The 17,469-nt window shown below is 38.3% G+C and carries 15 protein-coding genes and 1 tRNA gene; 11 read left to right on the top strand and 5 right to left on the bottom strand.

Annotated elements, in window-relative coordinates:
* Nucleotides 1–171 precede the first annotated feature (171 nt).
* Entirely contained in the window at nucleotides 172–579 is a 408-nt protein-coding gene (locus O4O04_RS08770; RefSeq protein ID WP_272535487.1) for a hypothetical protein, read from the top strand.
* Here O4O04_RS08770 and O4O04_RS08765 read toward each other — a convergent pair.
* Nucleotides 561–642: transfer RNA gene (locus O4O04_RS08765), tRNA-Leu, on the bottom strand. The two genes, O4O04_RS08770 and O4O04_RS08765, sit on opposite strands and share 19 nt — an antisense overlap.
* 225 nt (nucleotides 643–867) lie before the next feature.
* On the opposite strand from O4O04_RS08765, the gene O4O04_RS08760 reads away from it, so the two are divergent.
* On the top strand, nucleotides 868–1,821 hold the full coding sequence (locus O4O04_RS08760) for a PilZ domain-containing protein (protein ID WP_272535486.1): 954 nt from the start codon (nucleotides 868–870) through the stop codon (nucleotides 1,819–1,821).
* On the opposite strand, the gene O4O04_RS08755 is transcribed toward O4O04_RS08760, so the two are convergent.
* Together O4O04_RS08755 and O4O04_RS08750 are read right to left on the bottom strand one after the other, a co-directional pair.
* Complete coding sequence (locus O4O04_RS08755) at nucleotides 1,783–2,484, bottom strand: IspD/TarI family cytidylyltransferase (RefSeq protein ID WP_272535485.1); 702 nt, start codon at nucleotides 2,482–2,484, stop codon at nucleotides 1,783–1,785. The genes O4O04_RS08760 and O4O04_RS08755 overlap by 39 nt on opposite strands.
* Before the next feature lie 32 nt (nucleotides 2,485–2,516).
* The gene (locus O4O04_RS08750) at nucleotides 2,517–3,779 is read right to left on the bottom strand and encodes a diaminopimelate decarboxylase (RefSeq protein WP_272535484.1); all 1,263 of its coding nucleotides are present in this window, start codon (nucleotides 3,777–3,779) and stop codon (nucleotides 2,517–2,519) included.
* 59 nt (nucleotides 3,780–3,838) lie between these two features.
* On the opposite strand from O4O04_RS08750, the gene O4O04_RS08745 reads away from it, so the two are divergent.
* The 5 genes from O4O04_RS08745 (at nucleotide 3,839) to O4O04_RS08725 (ending at nucleotide 10,260) form a co-directional block, all read left to right on the top strand.
* On the top strand, nucleotides 3,839–4,912 hold the full coding sequence (locus O4O04_RS08745) for a zinc dependent phospholipase C family protein (protein WP_272535483.1): 1,074 nt from the start codon (nucleotides 3,839–3,841) through the stop codon (nucleotides 4,910–4,912).
* A 1-nt stretch (nucleotide 4,913) separates the two neighbouring features.
* Nucleotides 4,914–7,421: a penicillin-binding protein 1A gene (locus O4O04_RS08740; protein WP_272535482.1), complete on the top strand. Its 2,508-nt coding sequence runs from the start codon at nucleotides 4,914–4,916 to the stop codon at nucleotides 7,419–7,421.
* Between the two features lie 112 nt (nucleotides 7,422–7,533).
* Nucleotides 7,534–7,938: a bactofilin family protein gene (locus O4O04_RS08735; protein ID WP_272535480.1), complete on the top strand. Its 405-nt coding sequence runs from the start codon at nucleotides 7,534–7,536 to the stop codon at nucleotides 7,936–7,938.
* A 47-nt stretch (nucleotides 7,939–7,985) separates the two neighbouring features.
* Nucleotides 7,986–9,113 (top strand): LysM peptidoglycan-binding domain-containing M23 family metallopeptidase, encoded by a 1,128-nt coding sequence (locus O4O04_RS08730; RefSeq protein ID WP_272535478.1) that lies wholly within the window; start codon nucleotides 7,986–7,988, stop codon nucleotides 9,111–9,113.
* A gap of 43 nt (nucleotides 9,114–9,156) precedes the next feature.
* Nucleotides 9,157–10,260, top strand: coding sequence for an alpha/beta hydrolase (locus O4O04_RS08725; RefSeq protein WP_272535477.1), 1,104 nt, complete (start codon nucleotides 9,157–9,159; stop codon nucleotides 10,258–10,260).
* A 148-nt stretch (nucleotides 10,261–10,408) separates the two neighbouring features.
* Here O4O04_RS08725 and O4O04_RS08720 read toward each other — a convergent pair whose 3' ends face one another.
* Nucleotides 10,409–12,175 carry a 4-alpha-glucanotransferase gene (locus tag O4O04_RS08720; RefSeq protein WP_272535476.1) on the bottom strand — a complete coding sequence of 589 codons (1,767 nt, stop codon included), beginning with the start codon at nucleotides 12,173–12,175 and terminating at the stop codon, nucleotides 10,409–10,411.
* 13 nt (nucleotides 12,176–12,188) lie between these two features.
* Nucleotides 12,189–13,247 (bottom strand): class I fructose-bisphosphate aldolase, encoded by a 1,059-nt coding sequence (locus tag O4O04_RS08715; RefSeq protein WP_272535475.1) that lies wholly within the window; start codon nucleotides 13,245–13,247, stop codon nucleotides 12,189–12,191.
* Nucleotides 13,248–13,327: 80 nt separating this feature from the next.
* Between O4O04_RS08715 and O4O04_RS08710 the strand changes: the two genes are divergently transcribed.
* From O4O04_RS08710 to O4O04_RS08695, 4 genes are read left to right on the top strand one after another with little or no spacing between them, the layout of a single operon-like run.
* A complete protein-coding gene (locus O4O04_RS08710) occupies nucleotides 13,328–14,245 on the top strand; it encodes a sensor histidine kinase (RefSeq protein WP_272535474.1) in 918 nt (305 codons plus the stop codon).
* The gene (locus O4O04_RS08705; protein ID WP_272535473.1) at nucleotides 14,235–14,933 is read left to right on the top strand and encodes a response regulator transcription factor; all 699 of its coding nucleotides are present in this window, start codon (nucleotides 14,235–14,237) and stop codon (nucleotides 14,931–14,933) included. The genes O4O04_RS08710 and O4O04_RS08705 overlap by 11 nt, the downstream gene beginning before the upstream one ends.
* Nucleotides 14,934–14,974: 41 nt before the next feature.
* Nucleotides 14,975–16,393, top strand: a complete 1,419-nt coding sequence (locus O4O04_RS08700) for an MBOAT family O-acyltransferase (protein WP_272535472.1) — start codon at nucleotides 14,975–14,977, stop codon at nucleotides 16,391–16,393.
* Nucleotides 16,368–17,426 carry a DUF1574 family protein gene (locus O4O04_RS08695; RefSeq protein WP_272535470.1) on the top strand — a complete coding sequence of 353 codons (1,059 nt, stop codon included), beginning with the start codon at nucleotides 16,368–16,370 and terminating at the stop codon, nucleotides 17,424–17,426. Before O4O04_RS08700 ends, O4O04_RS08695 begins: the two co-directional genes overlap by 26 nt.
* Nucleotides 17,427–17,469 lie beyond the last annotated feature (43 nt).

Raw genomic sequence — 17,469 nt, 5'->3', positions numbered from 1 at the left:
TACAGCCTACTTTTAGGTGTTTGGAGATTATTGTTATGAGTGAAGTGTATGGGCGCGGGGCTTGTCCTCTCCGTTGCAATGCCTTCCTTGCATTGCTAACTTCGAGTCACGCTCGCCTCGACCTCAGGCTTTTTGAAAGGTAAAGCTTTGATCAAAATATAATTTGAATAAATGATAAAGGATTCCTTAATCTCGTGCGAAGGGATTGCCTCCGCAGCGACTTTGGCATTCCATGCTGGCCACTGGGCGCGAGGAGGTAATCGTGGAGCTTGCCGTTCAAGTCCAGTTAGCTGTAAACAGCCTACTTTTTGGTGTTTGGAGATTATTGTTACGAGTGGGGTTTATGCGGGCGGAGGGACTTGTCCTCTCCGTTGCAATGCCTTCCTTGCATTGCTAACTTCGAGTCACGCTCGCCTCGACCTCAGGCTTCCTGCCTTCGTTACCTTATTCTCTCTCCCTATGGGTCGATCAAATAAGGCTCGGCTTGCCGTTCAAGTCCAGTTAGCTGTAAACAGCCTACTTTTTGGTGTTTGGAGGATTATTGTTATGAGTGAAGTGTATGCGGGCGGAGGGACTTGAACCCCCACGCCTCACGGCGCCAGAACCTAAATCTGGTGCGTCTGCCAATTTCGCCACGCCCGCATGTTTGTCCAGTTTTTGGTAGGATGCCTTAAGGGCAAGAAAAAAACCTATTGACGGCTATTTACTAAACAACTAGGTTAAGTGGAAATGAGAATCCTGAGAATTACACCAATTCCAATCTTGCTAATAGCTTTTATATTTCTAGTCTTGCCTTTTTTGAGCTATTTGGTAACCGCAGATTTCTACCTTCTGAAGGTTTCGGATTTTATAGGAGTTGTTCGCAAAATGACTTTGCTGCAGATTCTCCTAGTTCTCGTTTCTGTTATAGTAAGTTACGGACTGCTTGCTCGCAAAAAATTTGGCTATTACACTTTTCTTTTGTTCGCACTGATATTGGTACTGTACAATATCTGGCTGGTTTATAGTCTATTCTCAGGAACTTTCTTTCATATAAGTGGATTTCCACTATCAAGACAAGATATTCTTACCAATTTCGCGCTTACTCTATTTCTACTTGGAGCAATTTATTATTTCCTGAATCAAGAAGTTTCAGCTCCTTATTTCAGTCCAGAGTCTCGTGGTTGGAGGCGAAATCCAAGAGAAACAATTCCCATTCCATTTCTAGCTAAAATGGGAGAACGATCCTGGTCAGGGAATTCGATCAATGTATCAGATACAGGCGCGTTGATTCCATCTGGAGAATTCGATGATTTATCTGAAGGTGACGAAGGAATTTTGACTTTGCGATTTGAAGATAAAGAAGGTAGAGATTTCTTGGGATCTTTTCCATTCATAATAGTTAAGATCAATGCGTTGTCTTTTTTTCCTGGCAAAACTCAGATCGGGATTCGTTTTCTATCAGGAGATCAAGCAGCTGAATCCAGAAAGACTTTATCCGAATTCTTACGAGAAAGATATACTCCTAGATTTGCAGTCAATTTAGAAGCAACAATTGGCAGAGAAACTAACAATGATTATAAAGCAATTATTGGAAATGTTTCTTCAGAAGGTCTCTATATAATTTCAACAGAATATTTCCAGAACAAAGAATCTATATTAGTACAAATCCCTACAATTTCAGGCAATATAGATATTTTTGGTATTATATCTTGGACCAATCCTAAAGGTGAATTCGGAAAACAACAGGGTTTTGGAGTGAGAATCTTACGTGTAAAGAACCCAATTCGATTTCGATTTTGGTTACTGAAAATCCGAACCCAAAGATTGCAGACGAGATAGCATCGAATCGGCAACTTCTAAGTCAGTAGGATAGGTAATTTTTATATTTTCCACTGTGCATTTGACAATACCGGTTTTTTTATCATTTAACAAACACCATGTGCATAGATCCGTTGGATGAGGTGGCGACAGCGATTCTTGAACTAGTTCTATATAAAGATCATAAGATAGAATCTGCGGTGTTTTTATTTGCCATACACCTTCTCGATCTATTGTTTTCTCAGCATATTTATTACCAAAGATAAGGGTATCGGATGCAGGCATTGCAAGCGTTGCCGATCCATATTCTTGTGCAACCTTAAGCAATTCATCTAATTCTGAATGAAGAAAGAATGGTCTAGCTACATCATGAATGAAGATATAATCTCCCGCGCTCGCTTGCGAATGTTCAATCCCGGCAATGCAAGATTCATGTCGAGTGACGCCGCCTTCTGTAATAGAATCACCATATTCTAATAAATCACCGATCTCAGTTTCGGTCTCTATTAGATAATCTTTGTTGCCCACAACTACAATCGACTTAAGAAAACCCCAAGAGCGGAATCTTCGCACGGATCGCTGCAGTAGAGACTCTGTACCTAACTTTAAAAATTGCTTAGGTTTATCAGCTCCGAGTCTTTTGCCTTCGCCACCCGCGAGAAGAATAGCATAAATATTGCCCAATTAGAAATTCCTAATAATCTAAATTCACAACTTCAGATGATGATTTCATTGGCAAAAATCTGATCTAGAGTTTGCTTTTTTCGAATCAAATGAACTTTATTGGCAAGATCAATAAGAACTTCCGGAGTCTCAGGAAAAGAATTGTAATTCTTAGTTGACATAGATGAACAATAGGCACCCGCACCTTCCATCACAACATAGTCACCGACTTCCGCTTCTCGCATAGTCCGTGTTATAGGCTCTCCACCTTCTTTTTGTGTGAAAACATCCCCTGATTCGCAGCAGTGTCCGACCACAACATAATCTTTTGTTGCACCTTCTAATTCGCCCGATTTAGGAACAACAACCATTGGATGCTTTGCTGCATAAAGACTAGGTCTTGTGTTGGAGTCCATTCCAGTATCCAATTTCAAGAAAGTAAAACCTTTACTACCCGTATCAACAATATCATCGATTCGAGTGAGTATTGCCCCGACTGTCGCTACAAAATAAGTTCCTGGTTCAATTTCCAGTTTCAGTTTACGAGAAAACTTTTTATTGAATTCTTCAAATAACTCAAGTACTGGTTTTCCAATTTCTTGGAGGTTAGTACTTTTCTCATCTGCCATACGCCCAACTTTATATCCGCCACCTAAACTCACGATCGTGCAAGTTGGGAAAATCTCAGCATATTCCAATGTGTAATGGGCAACAGCCTTCCAAACTTCCGGATCTGAACCAGATCCAATATGAGTGTGAACTTTATCTACGATCAATTTGTATCTATCAACAATGGTTTTGATCTCAGAAATTTTTTCATGCCAGATTCCAAAGGAGGAAGTGACTCCACCAACACCGGTCTTTTTTGTGTGACCTGATCCGAGACCAGGATTGAATCGAACAGATATCTTTGTGCCTGGAAATAACTTTCCATAGTTCTCTAGTTGTTTTAGAGAACATGCATTAAAGAGAACTCCCGATTCGATAATTGATTTGAGATCCTTTGCTTCTTCTTGTGATGTAAGCATAATTTCATGCGGAAGAAATCCAGCCTTTAGAGCTCGGAACACTTCGTATTCTGAAGAGGCATCAATTCCAATTCCTTTTTTTCGCATGATCTTAAGAATGTTTGCATTGGGATTGGCTTTCATCGCGTATCGAACACTCAGTCCATAGGCATTGGGAAATGCGAGTGCTTCGTCACATCTCTTCTCAAGTTCCTTTTGAGAGTAGATAAAAATGGGAGTGCCAAAAGTTTCGCCGATACTTCGAACTTGTTCTGGGTTAAGAAATTTTAGTTTTTCTATTGCTTGCATAGTCGTTACTAAAACTAATAGAGTATTCAGTCTAAATTTTGAAAGGGATTTTCTCATAGATGGCAGAAAAAATAACTCATATTGAGTCACTAAGCCAAGTAATCAAACATCTAGAACATGGAAGCACAGTTCAGAGAAGGATTGCATCTCTCCTCAAGCGAGAAGATGTGAGAAACTATGCAAATTTAGGATCAGTTGCCCCAGATATTTTTTATTTCTACCATGTCTTATCTCCCAAGAGAACAAGAAAAGCAAGTGTATGGGGTGATAGATCCCATCATAGTAAAGTTGCAGAACTGGTTTTTTCTTTTTTGGATCGAGTGTCCGACACAGAGGAATCACTGTTTCGTGATCGTTTTCTTGCCTTTACATTAGGCTATATCTGCCATTGTGTTGTTGATGTTATTACTCATCCCTATATTTTTTATATCTCAGGTGACTACTATAACAAAGATCCTAAGGTAGCCTACGATGCCCAACTCAATCATATGAGAGTAGAATACGGACTAGATTCTTTTCTCATCCATCATCGTTGGGGACTCACTCCAAGGGAATATGATTTCCCGCATTATATTGATATTCGCCACAAGCTCTCAACCAAAGGCAAAAAAATGGATACAATGTTATGGAAATTCTGGATTGATTCACTAAGAGAAACCTATCCTAGAGAATTCAGTCGCGAATACATTGGATCGTACAATAAAATCATTGCGGGTGATATACTCAATGAATCCTACTTGGGTTTTTATACGATGAGTAAAGTTGTGGATAGTAGAAGTAGCTTTGTTCGTGGATTTTTGAAATTTGTGGATGCAGTTTCTTTTCATAAAGTGAAATCTTCCGTGCTTTTATTGCCACTCAAAGAAAATATTGATCCAAGAATCATGAACCATGAGAAAAATACTTGGACCTACCCTTCTCTTCCAGATAAAAAATCAGACGACTCATTTATAGAATTGTTGAACCAAGCTGTATTACTTTCGAAAGATATATTGACTGTAGCTTATGAATATGCAGAGTCACCATCAGAGAAAGAACGAGAGAATCTTTTGGCCAAATATTCTGGATACAATCTCGATACTGGCCTTCAAGATGATATTAGTAATATGAAGGAATTTTCACCTTTAGTATAATATGAAGAAAGAACCAATCGGACTATTCAGTAAATATTTCATCGTTAAATTTCGGGATGCCTTTGCAGGAATTTTGCAAAATGGCACCAATATAAATAGATTGTTTCTAGTTTTAGGAATTTTGATCTCACTCAATATTTTATTTATAATCGCAAATGTGCGCGACTTTTTTCGACTAGACGATGCTATAAAATTCGAAGAGCCCTCTTCTCTTTATGGCGTTAACACCAAAGGCGAATACGAAAAGATTGCAGAATTCTATAAGTTCTCTCGCGTGTTGGTCGATCTAGATGAATTGCCCGCAGAAGATCCGCCACTTTCGAAAGACACAAGAAATCGAGTCATTCAATGCTTTGTATCATCTGAAGACAATGATTTCTACTCTCATATTGGAGTTGATCCAAGAGGAATTTTTCGTGCATTCTTTGTAAACTTGCTTGCGGGCAGAATCAAAGAAGGTGCATCCACAATCACCCAACAGGTTGCAAGACTTAAATTTTTATCACAAGAAAGAACGATTTCTAGAAAAGCAAGAGAGGCTTGGCTTGCCATTCTACTCGAAACCCATCTTTCCAAAGAAAAAATCATGGAAAGTTATCTCAACGAGATTCCACTCGGACATGGAACCATAGGCGTCGGTGCAGCAGCACGTTTTTACTTTCGTAAGGAATTAAAAGAACTTACATGGGGTGAGGCGGCAATGCTTTCGAGTCTCACGACTCGCCCTTCTCAATTCAGTCCATTGGTGAATCCGCATGAGTCTTTAGCGAAAGTACGAATTGTATTTAGGCGACTTGTAGAAAATGGCAGAATGGATGTGGCAACTGCCGAGAAAGAATATGAAGATTTTCTAGAATTCTATCAGAATCTCAACCGATCGCCTAACGATAGTGCTTTTTCGGATAGACTCAATCGTTTTCCTTATCCAACAGAATATATTAGAAAGAAATTAATCAACAGTCTTGGTTCGAAGAAATTGTATAGCGGTGGACTCAAAATTTATTCCACTATCAATATCCAGCACCAAATAGAAGCAGAAAAAGCACTCAAAGCAACTTTAAAGACTCAGACCATAGAATCCAACCAGAAAGCTTTTCGAAAAGTTGATGTATTCGATGATGAATTCGGTGCAGCCTATGAGCTTATATCTCTTCTCTCCGATACAAATGACTTTCGATTCAAAATATCGAGATCCGAGAGAACATTTCGTTCGTTCTTCCAAGAAGAACTCCGGGATGAACTATCCACTCTGAATTTCCTTGCTGGTGCCGAAAATGTATCTGATATAATCGAAAGAAACTATGTGAATCAATCCACAGAAGATCATCTATTGCCAGTGGAAGGATCCCTCATTTCGATGAGACCAGAGACAGGTCATATAACAGCCATAGTTGGTGGATCAGGATTCAGGTCCGACAACCAACAGATTCGTTCCTTCCAAGCATATAGGCAACCTGGTTCTTCTTTTAAGCCCATACTATTTAGTTCTGTGATCGATTATTTTGGTAAGAATCCAGATCCCGAAAAAAACATTACAGCTGCTTCTCAATTCCTGGATTCTCCCTTGCAATATCTTATGGAAGATGGAGATGAATGGTCACCCGAAAACTACAGTTCCGAATATTCAGGATTTATATTATTGCGTGAAGCCTTAGAACTATCTAAGAACAGTGTTGCCGTTCGAGTCTTGGAACAGATTGGTCTAAGCAAGATCCTTCCCTCGATTCAAGAATTGGTTCAAGTCAATCGTGATCTACCAGGCAACTACAGTATATCGCTTGGAAGTTTTGAGTTAACACCTTTTGAGCTAACAACAATATATGCAACATTTGCTTCAAAAGGTAAAACTGTAAATCCTATCTCTGTTCTATTTGTTGAAGATGGAAGCGGTAAAATTATAAAAGATTTTAGAAAAGATTTTACTGAATCCGATCGCAAGCAAGTTATATCACAAGAGACTGCTTTCATAATAACGAGTATGATGGAAGGTGTAATCAAAAAGGGTACTGGTAAAGGTGCTTTAAGTTACGGACTTGACAGACCAGCTGTTGGCAAAACGGGAACTACAAATAACTTTCGAGATGCCTGGTTTGTTGGTTATACTCCAGAACTGGTTGCAAGTGTATGGGTTGGATATGATACGGGAACCATATCCCTTGGACGAGGTGTCACTGGTGGCACTATCGCTGCTCCAACTTGGGGACGGTTTATGAAAAATGCTCTTCTCTATGAACCCAAAAAGAATTTTGAATGGGATGATAGTCTCAAAGTCGTTCGCGCAACAATTTGCACAAGCTGCGGCAAGCTTCCAGGGCCAGACTGTCGCGAAACTCGTGAAGAATATTTCCTTCCTAAAACTGTTCCAACCGAAGCCTGCCAAGAACCAAGAGGATTGAACTACAGCAATACTACTTCTGTTCCTGTGGCACCGATAAAAACTCAGAAACCTACTACAAATAAACAAAAACGCAAGAACCTTTTCCAAGGTGATGATGATATTTCCTTCTAAATGAACGGATTATCTTAAGTTTTTGTGCAACATATTAAAATTTAGTTGTCAATATCCCTTTACTTTTCCCTACTTAGATTAGAAACTCAATCGAGGAATATCAGTTCATTCTATGGCACAGGGAAAAGATTCAATCAACAGCGTAATCGGACAAGGTTCGATTTTTGAAGGTAAATTTTATATCGCAGGGTCTCTTAAGATCGATGGCAAATTCGAAGGTGATATCAAAACCGACGAAGCACTCTACATCGGTGAGACAGGAAAGGTGAAGACCAATATCGCTGCAAAAGAAGTAACAGTCTCTGGCACGCTGATCGGTAACATCCGAGCAGAAAACGAGGTTCGACTCGAAGAAACAGGAAGAATGCTTGGAGATATCCAGACACCTTACCTTGATCTAGCTAAAGGTGTAGTTGCGAAAGGCAATATCACAATCACTGGCGGACAGAAAAAAGATGTTAAGAAAATCGTAGAGGAATCTTTCGGCGGTCCTAGACCACTTGAGGGCAAGGAATAGTTTAGCTATTCCACCTCTGATCCGAAGATAGAATCAGAGCTTGCAATATGTTGATTACGAAACGAGATACAACTAGTCTTGGCCGGGAAATTTTCAAAACTCGTAATTTTCGTATTATTCGAACAAGTTCTCTTGACTTTCACTATTTTTTCGCGAACCAAAAGAAGATCGTCCAAGGACATATCGATCTCCGTAAGAAAAAATACAGACTCATTCCCCTTTTTATCACATCCTTTACAATTACATTTTTTCTAGGCTTTGGATTGGAACAATCCAGTGCGAGAATGGAACCGAGTCAACTTAAGAATTCGGCAAGTTCAATCGTCAGTGAAGAGAATGATGAGATTGATAAGGACGCCAAACGTGGTGATGAACGTTTTCTCCAAGATTCTGAAGAGAAGAAATGGGCTGTTCTCAGGGCAAGTGAGATCGAATCTGATCAGAAAGAAAAAGCACGCAAACTGAAAGTAACTGCTTACCGAGTTCTTAAAAACGAAACACTTTCTGAGATCGCAAACAAATTCAAAGTAAGCATTGATTCAATTGCAGGCTCATCGGGAATCAATCCGGATGATACAATCTTTCATGGTCAAATCCTACAAATCCCCAACAAACAAGGATTATTGTATAAATTCAAAAAAGGGGATTCACTTGCAAAGGTTGCAGATTTTTATAAAGTAAAAATTGAAGACGTTACAATAGAAAATGGCAATCAAGACTATGACTTTGTAAAAGTGGGACAGAAATTATTTCTTCCAGGTGCAGTAATTCCGGAACCCAAGCCAAAATGGGTTGTCCCTGTTGCCTCTCGCATTATTACCTCAGGATATGGATATCGAACTTTTCCTAGAAAGAAATTTCATGAAGCACTCGACTTAAAGGCTAACTACGAAACTGTTACAGCTGCAAGAAAAGGTAAAGTCATCTATGCTGGATGGATGGGTGGTTACGGCAATACTGTAGTTATAGAACATGATAGTGATTACAAAACTCTCTATGCTCACAATTCGAAAATATATGTAAAATCTGGTGACTATGTGCAAGGTGGTCACAAAATTTCTAGATCGGGTTGTACAGGTTTTTGTTTCGGTCCACATGTGCATTTTGAACTCATTCACAAAGGCAAAAACATCAATCCAACCAAAGTACTAAAAGGTCTTTCTTACAAAAAGTAAGATTTGGATTGAATTATTCCCACTCTCTTAGCTTTATGGAGCTATGAAATTTTCTTCTAACTATTTACCTACTCTAATCATTATTTTCTTTTCTTCTATTCTCATCCACTGTCCAAAAGAACCAGAACTCTCTACTCTCTTGAATCAAAGATTGGTAAATAGCTACGACACATCCGCTGCCATAGATATTTATTTTACAACACTGAGAAAAGAAAGGGTTCTGTCTTCGAAAGGATGTTCCAATTCTTATTATTCATCAAGTGCAGGTGCTGAACTTCGCTATGGATCCTGCAAAGTGAATGTTCCAGCTGAACACAATATTGGCAGCTTAGATCAATCTGTTCTCGGTTCTAAAGATAAATTTTTCCAAATGATGTCTCTCCAAGAAATGGATGCAAGTAGTTATAGTGCAGCCGTAAATCTTCTTCCATCCAAAGAAATCATTGTCTTTGTTCATGGATTCAATGTACCATTTGAAGAAGCAATATACAGAGCAGCACAAATCAAATACGATATAAAATTTCCTGGTTCTATGTTTGTATACTCATGGGCCGCTGGTGAAGACAGTGACTCATTCATTGGTCAATTATTTATCAAAGGAATCTATGAAACCAATTTTCAGAATGCAATCAATTCACGTGCTTCTTTTCGAGCATTCTTGGATAGTCTTGATGCCTCTGGTAAAACCATCCATTTAATCGTGCATTCTATGGGTCACCAAATCGTCCTTCCTGTACTTGCAGAGAAATCAAAAGGTACATCGTCGCCTTTTATCAAAGAATTGATTCTGAACGCTCCCGACTATGACTACCAAGAATTCAATGATCTATCACAAGCGATTAAGAAATCAAGTAATCGTGTAACACTCTATTGTTCCAAAGGGGATAACGCACTAATCGCAAGCCAAAAAGTAAATGGTAAACCACGTGCTGGAATGTGCGGAAGGTTTCCGGGAATGGATGTAATCAATGTAAATGAAGTTGATGATCCAGTTTTTGGATTTGGTGGACTCGGACATGGATACTATTCCTCTCGCCCTATTTTAACGGATATCTATCAAGTTCTATTGGGGATCGATGTAGAGAAGCGTCTGTTCATTCGTAAGTCAGGATCAGGGAATTCAGAAAATTTTGTAATTCGAAAGTAGATTGAAATAGAATTTACTATCTACAATACCGATTCGCAGAATGCTTTGTTCCAAATTCTCATACCGAAATCATTTCTTTTGATATAGACTTGGATTATAAATATTTATAATATTATAGAAATCGTTATTTGTAATACAGTCTGTCGATCTAGAGACGATTGTTTTTTTCTACTAAATGACGAATCTTTTTCGTAAGAGCGTCATCAGAAATCAGATCTTCTACAAAAAAATTGAATCGATAATTCCAATTTTTATGTTCAGCAGTTCCTGGAGTATTGATCTTATGCAAGAAAAAATCTTCAAAAATCATTTTATCACCACAGACCAAAAGATCTTGCATCATTTGAATTGAGAATTGGCTATTCGTAGAAAAAGCAAAATCAACCAACCTTTCCAAAATAAAAGAAGGATCTTCCAGATAGTCTTTCTCGTGGTGGAGACCTGGCTTTCTCTCAGAATCTAGAAAGAAATTATGGGCATAAGCCTTTTCCCCATCCTTAAGCTCTTTAGTCCACCACTCCATAACCAAGCTTGTATCGTGAGTGGATAGAGTAGAAATTGCATTCTTTCGATATCCTTTGGCTGGAATATAAGATCCATCTTCAAAAGATCTAGTCCATCGTATAACATCGATTCCAAACATCTTTCTCTCATTTAGGCAATCACGCACAAATCCAGGAACAGATCCTAGGTCTTCGGCGCAAGGCATCATAGATGTGAAGGAATCAAAATAGTCGAATACAAGATTTCCTTTGAGTTTCCAATTTTCTTCGTCGGTCTGCAAATTCTGAAAAGAAAGACGAAATAATTTATCTTTGGTCTCTTCATCCAGTTCTTGAAAACCAGGTTCATGATGGAAGTCCCAATAGAAATAATACCGCCCATCATCGATCAGACCAATAAATCCAAGTTTTCGAATCTCTTCTGGATCCAAACTCTCGTCTTGGAAATCTTCTACAAGAACTCCGCGCTGAGGAAAAAAGAAACCATACTTAGCATTTTTTGCATCTAAAGGAATCGACCATAAACGAAACATTCCGATGACATGATCAATTCGATAGAGATGGAAAAAGTTCTCCTGATATTGAAGTCGCCTCTTCCAAACTTCATATTTATCTTTTTCTAACTCTTCCCAATTGAGAACAGGAAATCCCCAATTTTGTCCAATATCCGAAAAGGCATCCGGGGGAGCTCCTGCATGCAGATCCAATCGAAAGTAATGTGGATTCTCCCATACATCGGCACTATTTCCTGAGGTTAATATGGGCATATCTCCCTTTAGAAATAAATTATTATCAGAGAACAATCTCTTGGTCTCTTTGAGTTGCTCATAAGCAATCATTTGCAACCAAGCATAGAAGAAAACGTCGCGTTCGTTCTCAGTAATGCATTCATCTAGATATTTGGGATCATAAACTTTATGATTCTCCCATTTGCTCCAATGTTCACCTTTGTTTTTATTGTAATTGTATTTGAAGATTAAATATGGCGTGAGCCAATCATTCTTTCGAATGAATTCACTAGCATGGATTTTATTCTGTGTATAATCGGAATCAAAATGCGAACCTAAAAATTCCAATTTCCAATCAGTTATTCTCTGTTTGTTGATCTTATTCGTGCTAATAACTTTCTTACGGCTATTGAGCTCTATTCCTGCGAGCTTGAGTGAGATGTAAAAAGGATCAATTGCAAATGATGATATTGAACTGTAAGGTGAGGATCCCATTCCGCAATCATTGAGTGGAAGAATCTGGAGGATGGTAAGCCCAGTTTCTTGCATCCAAGGAATCATTTTCTGTAATGTATGAATATCCCCAGACTCAAATGAATCTTCTGAGAGAAGTGACCAGAGCGGAAGACAGACTCCCGCTCTACGCTTGCCACTTATTATCTCGTGTCGATTTAATTCCGACATTTCGATAATTAATTTAAGCTACTGTAACGTCTTTAGAAAGATAGATATCTTGGATTGCATTCAATAGTTTTACACCTTCATCAAAAGGTTTTTGGAATGCTTTTCTTCCAGAAATCAATCCTTGTCCACCAGCTCTTTTGTTGATGATCGCAGTTGTTACAGCTTCAGCCAAATCACTAGCTCCTTTAGATTCTCCGCCAGAGTTGATTAGACCAGCTCGTCCCATATAGCAATTGGCTACTTGATAACGAGTTAAATCAATTGGATGATCACTCGACAGATCAGAATAAACTTTCGGATGAGTCTTACCATGTTTTGTTGCAAGATAGCCACCGTTATTGGTTGGAAGCTTTTGTTTAATTATATCAGCTTGAATTGTTACTCCAAGATGGTTGGCCTGTCCTGTAAGGTCAGCAGAAGTGTGGTAGTCTTTACCGTCCACTTTGAACGCATTATTTCTTGTATAACACCAAAGTATGGTAGCCATTCCTAATTCATGTGCTTTCTCGAAAGCCATAGAAACTTCTTGAATCTGTCTTGCTGATTCGTCAGATCCGAAATAAATTGTTGCACCAACTGCAACTGCTCCCATGTTCCATGCCTCTTCAATTGTTCCGAACATGATCTGGTCAAATTTATTTGGATAGGAAAGAAATTCGTTGTGATTGATTTTTACAATAAATGGAATCTTATGTGCATACTTTCGTGCAACAGAACCAAGAACTCCATAGGTGGAGGCAACAGCGTTACATCCTGCATCAATCGCAAGTTTAACAATATTTTCCGGATCAAAGAACATTGGGTTCGGTGCGAATGACGCTCCAGCTGAATGTTCAATTCCTTGATCTACAGGAAGGATAGAAACATAACCAGTGTCGGCAAGTCTACCTGATCCAAGGATTTGTTGAATGCTTCGAAGAGTTGGAAGTGAACGATTTGTTTGAGAAAAAATTCTATCTACCCAATCGGCTCCTGGAACATGGATCTGTGACTTGGAAATTTTTGGATTGGAAAACTGCAAAAGGCTCTCACCTTCTTTGCCTAAAAGACTTACGATATCGCTGGTTTTCAAAATAGATTATACCCCTTTTCTAACTTTTATGATTAACCTTGTTGGCAAGAAAGCACAAGGTTTTAGACTATTGAATAGCAATGGATCGAAAAATCAACCGGATTTATCTTTCAGTTTTCTGGCTCATCCTGAGTTTTTCTTTGGGAGCTTGGTGGTTCAATCTTGCACTAAGGCAAATCGATCTGATCTCAGAATTAACTTCTGCGTTGGGCGAACCATACAAAAGTCTCGGTGCAAACTTAATTTCTAAACAATCTAGAATGATCTGGATGGAAGGAACTTTTTTCTTGGGTTTATTGACGATCGGAGGATCATTTCTTGTATGGCTCTCCTATCGAGACTTGGAAAGAAATAAAATGATTAACGATTTCTTCTCAACTGTAACTCACGAAATGAATACGCCACTTGCTGGACTTCGACTGCAGGTGGAAGGATTGCTAGCCGACTTGGGAAGTAAATCCAAACATTCGCAAGTACTCATTAGAGCACTCAAGGAATCTGACCGAATCGAAAGTCAAATGGAAAAGGCTTTCTATCTCGCAAGCCTTATGCGATCTGAATCACTATTTATTGAACCAACTAAAGCATCAGATATTAAAGAATTTCTATCGGAAAACTACCCTTCTGTTTCTTGGAACATTTTGTCCGATGAACCCATTCGAACTGATAAACGAGCGATCGAATCAATCCTAAAAAACCTAATTGAAAATTCCTACAAACATGGAAAAGCAACATCTGTTGAGATTAAATTTACGAACTCAGAAAAAAACCAGATAAAAATTGAAATCCAAGACAATGGTTCAGGCTTCGAAGGATCCTGGCAAAATCTCGGAAAACCATTCATTCGCCATTCAAATACTAGTGGAAGCGGCGTCGGAATATACATAATTAAGCAACTATTGGACAAAATGAACGGTAGAATCCAATTCTTTTCCAATGAAAATGGCTTCAAAGCATCTATTCTGCTTCCTAAGTGCGTAAACAAAAATGAAAACTAAAAAAGAAAAAATCTTAATTGTTGAAGATGATATCACACTTGGAGAGTCTCTATCTGAAAGACTCACAAAAGAAAATTACCAAATTCACTGGGTAACAACATTGAATGATGCGAGAAATTCTGTTCGAAATTTTGAACCTGATTTGGTCATCTTAGATCTCAGGCTTCCAGATGGATCTGGTTTTCGATTGGCTGAAGAAATGAATCGCATGATTGTATCTCCTGCTTTCTTATTTTTAACTGCTCAAGCTGGTGCTCCAGAAAGATTAAAAGGTTTTGAGTTAGGTGCCGAAGAATTTATTCCCAAACCATTTCATCTAAAAGAACTTTTGATTAGAATGAAAAGAGTTCTCGAAAAAAAGAAAGAGTCCAATCGCAAGAAAATATACTATAAAGGAATCGAAATACGTTTTGATGCATTTTCTCTTCTTAAGAAAAGCGGTGAAGTAATTGAACTAAGTCGGCGTGATTGCCTACTTCTTGATTTACTGATCACAAATAAAGATCGAACCATTTCAAGGGACGAGATTTTGGATCAACTATGGGGTGAAGACAAATTCCCTACAAACCGTACGGTTGATAACTCGATTGTTCGATTGAGACAGAGTTTAGACGATCAAGATTCGGAAGCAATTCGATCGGTAAGAGGAGTTGGTTACCAATGGATCGGCGACTTAGAATCTTTTTGACACTAGTCTCTGTATCCGTTTTCCTGGTACCTTAAGTTACAATGATTTTCAATTCAATAGATTTCATTTTATTTTTTCCAGTAGTTTTGATTCTCTATTGGATCAGCGGTCATAAATTACAAAACCGTCTATTACTTGTTGCAAGTTTATTTTTCTATGGCTTCTGGGATTGGAGATTTCTTGGGCTACTAGTTCTATCCTCACTTGTAGATTTTGTTGCGGGACTTGGAATTGAAAAATTTGCAGACAACCCTAAGAAGAAAAAAGCATTTCTAATATTTTCCTTAATAAGCAACCTTTCTGTTCTCGGTTTCTTTAAGTATTTCAATTTTTTTATAGAAAATGCAGTTCAATTTCTTTCAGCACTTGGACTCAATCCAGATATTCATACTTTACAAATTATTTTGCCGCTCGGAATTTCTTTTTATACATTCCAAACTTTATCTTACACGATAGATGTCTATCGAGGCGAGTTAAAGCCAGTTCGCGATATTTTTGATTTCGCTTTATATGTTTCCTTCTTTCCACAGTTGGTTGCGGGTCCAATTGAGCGAGCAACAAGACTATTGCCTCAGATCCAATTGCCAAGACAATGGAATCCTGTTCAATTTCGAGAAGGTGCATTTCTCATTCTACTTGGGTATTTCAAGAAAGTATTTGTTGCAGATAATATTGGTGATTTAGTAAATTCTGTTTTTGGAATGGATGATCCGTCTGGTGGTAAAATTACCATAGCACTGCTTGCATTCTTTTTCCAAATTTACTGTGATTTCTCTGGTTACTCGGACATTGCTCGAGGCTTATCCAAGTGGCTTGGTTTTGAACTGATGCGCAATTTCAATCTGCCGATTTTTGCCGTGAACATCATTGATTTATACAAACGTTGGCATATCAGTTTAATGTCGTGGCTACGTGATTATATCTATCTCCCACTCGGTGGCAATAGAGTTAGTGCAACAAGGCAACATATCAATAACTTATTTATTTTTTTTATATCTGGATTATGGCATGGAGCATCTTGGAATTTTATCATATGGGGATTGTATAATGGAATCTTAACTTCTATGTATAGAATTCTCAGTCCATACTTTCCGAAATTTGGTTATGATCATATTCCAGCTATTTACTGGACGAAGTATGCGTTCAAAGCAACTCTCACTTTTTGCGCTTTTGCTTTTTCTGGAATCTGGTTTCGCTCCGAGTCTTTCGAGCAGTCGAAATTGATATTCCATAATTTGTTTTTTGAATTCGGCGCCTGGGACAATTCTTTGTTTCAAAAGTTGATTCGATTGACGGCACTTCTCATTTTAGTTGAGATAAGCCAATTCAAATCAAATGATGAATTTTCGATTTTTAAATGGAAGCTGCCATTTCGAGTTGGGTTGTATGTCGCACTTTTTTATTCAATACTAATCTTGGGGAATTTTAATAAAAATGAATTCATTTATTTCGTTTTTTAAAGAATCTAAAGGATTTCTCTGGGCGCTAGTTATTGTACTATGCTTCGAGCTTTTTCTAGGTTTATATCCGAAGACAGATTACATCGATCCAACAGGAGTTTTCTATACTACTTTAAAAAAAGAAATCGCTGAAACCAAGAATGATTTCGACTATATCATGTTAGGAGATTCAAGATCTCTTTCGATCCGAGGCAAAAAACCAGAAGGCAATTCCCCTAGTTTTTACAACTTTTCACTTCCAGCAGCTGGAACAAGGTATCTAAAATATTTTGTAGCCAAGTATCTTGAACACAATGCACGCCCGAAAGCAATTATTTTCGCTCTAGACCCAGAACAATTTCGTCCTGCACAGCAAACATCTGGTTTCAATGTGGATACAAAAATATGGGCACTTTTCAAACATAGATTGTTGAATCTTTTCTCAATTAGTGAGAACCTTCAGCAGTATGAAGGTAAGGAAGCCTATTTTATATTCAAAGAAGCGCTACCTAATATTGTACCAAGTGTACGGCATAGAGACGGTTTAGACAAAACATTTACAGGAATGAAAGGACGAGAAGTCTTAGAGGGAGATTTCCCTTATTATAAATCGAATACAAAATTAGCTGAGTTGACAAATGAAACTTATGGTCAGGTGAATCTGGGAACCTATTTGGAGATTCCTCCAGGGATCACTCTTGATATGATCCAAGAAACTGTAGATAGCTCAGTCAAAATTTTAAACCAGGAATCTGCTGATCTGCAGACTTTGGATGAATTTTTGGATTATTGCGAAAACTTGAATATTCCAGTCATACTTCTAGAAGTTCCTCATGCTGAAGGATTTACTTCCACGCGATTGTATAAGGAAGTGAGATTGGGATTTCTCGAACGAGCCGACAAAAGAAAGAATGTTCACTGGGTTCCTTTTCCAGACGCGAACTATCCATTGGATCATTTTGCCGAAGGCATCCATTTTAATGAAAAAGGTGAAGTTCGTGTGAATCGTGATTTTGACAATCATATCTGGCCGAAAATACTTCAACTTCCCTAAGCAAAACCTAATCGAAACCTAGATTTCTTCCGAAAATATAGAA

Origin of the sequence: Leptospira sp. GIMC2001, from assembly GCF_028462125.1 — a bacterium.
Taxonomy (GTDB): domain Bacteria; phylum Spirochaetota; class Leptospiria; order Leptospirales; family Leptospiraceae.
This window is presented reverse-complemented; position numbering and strand designations above follow the sequence as displayed.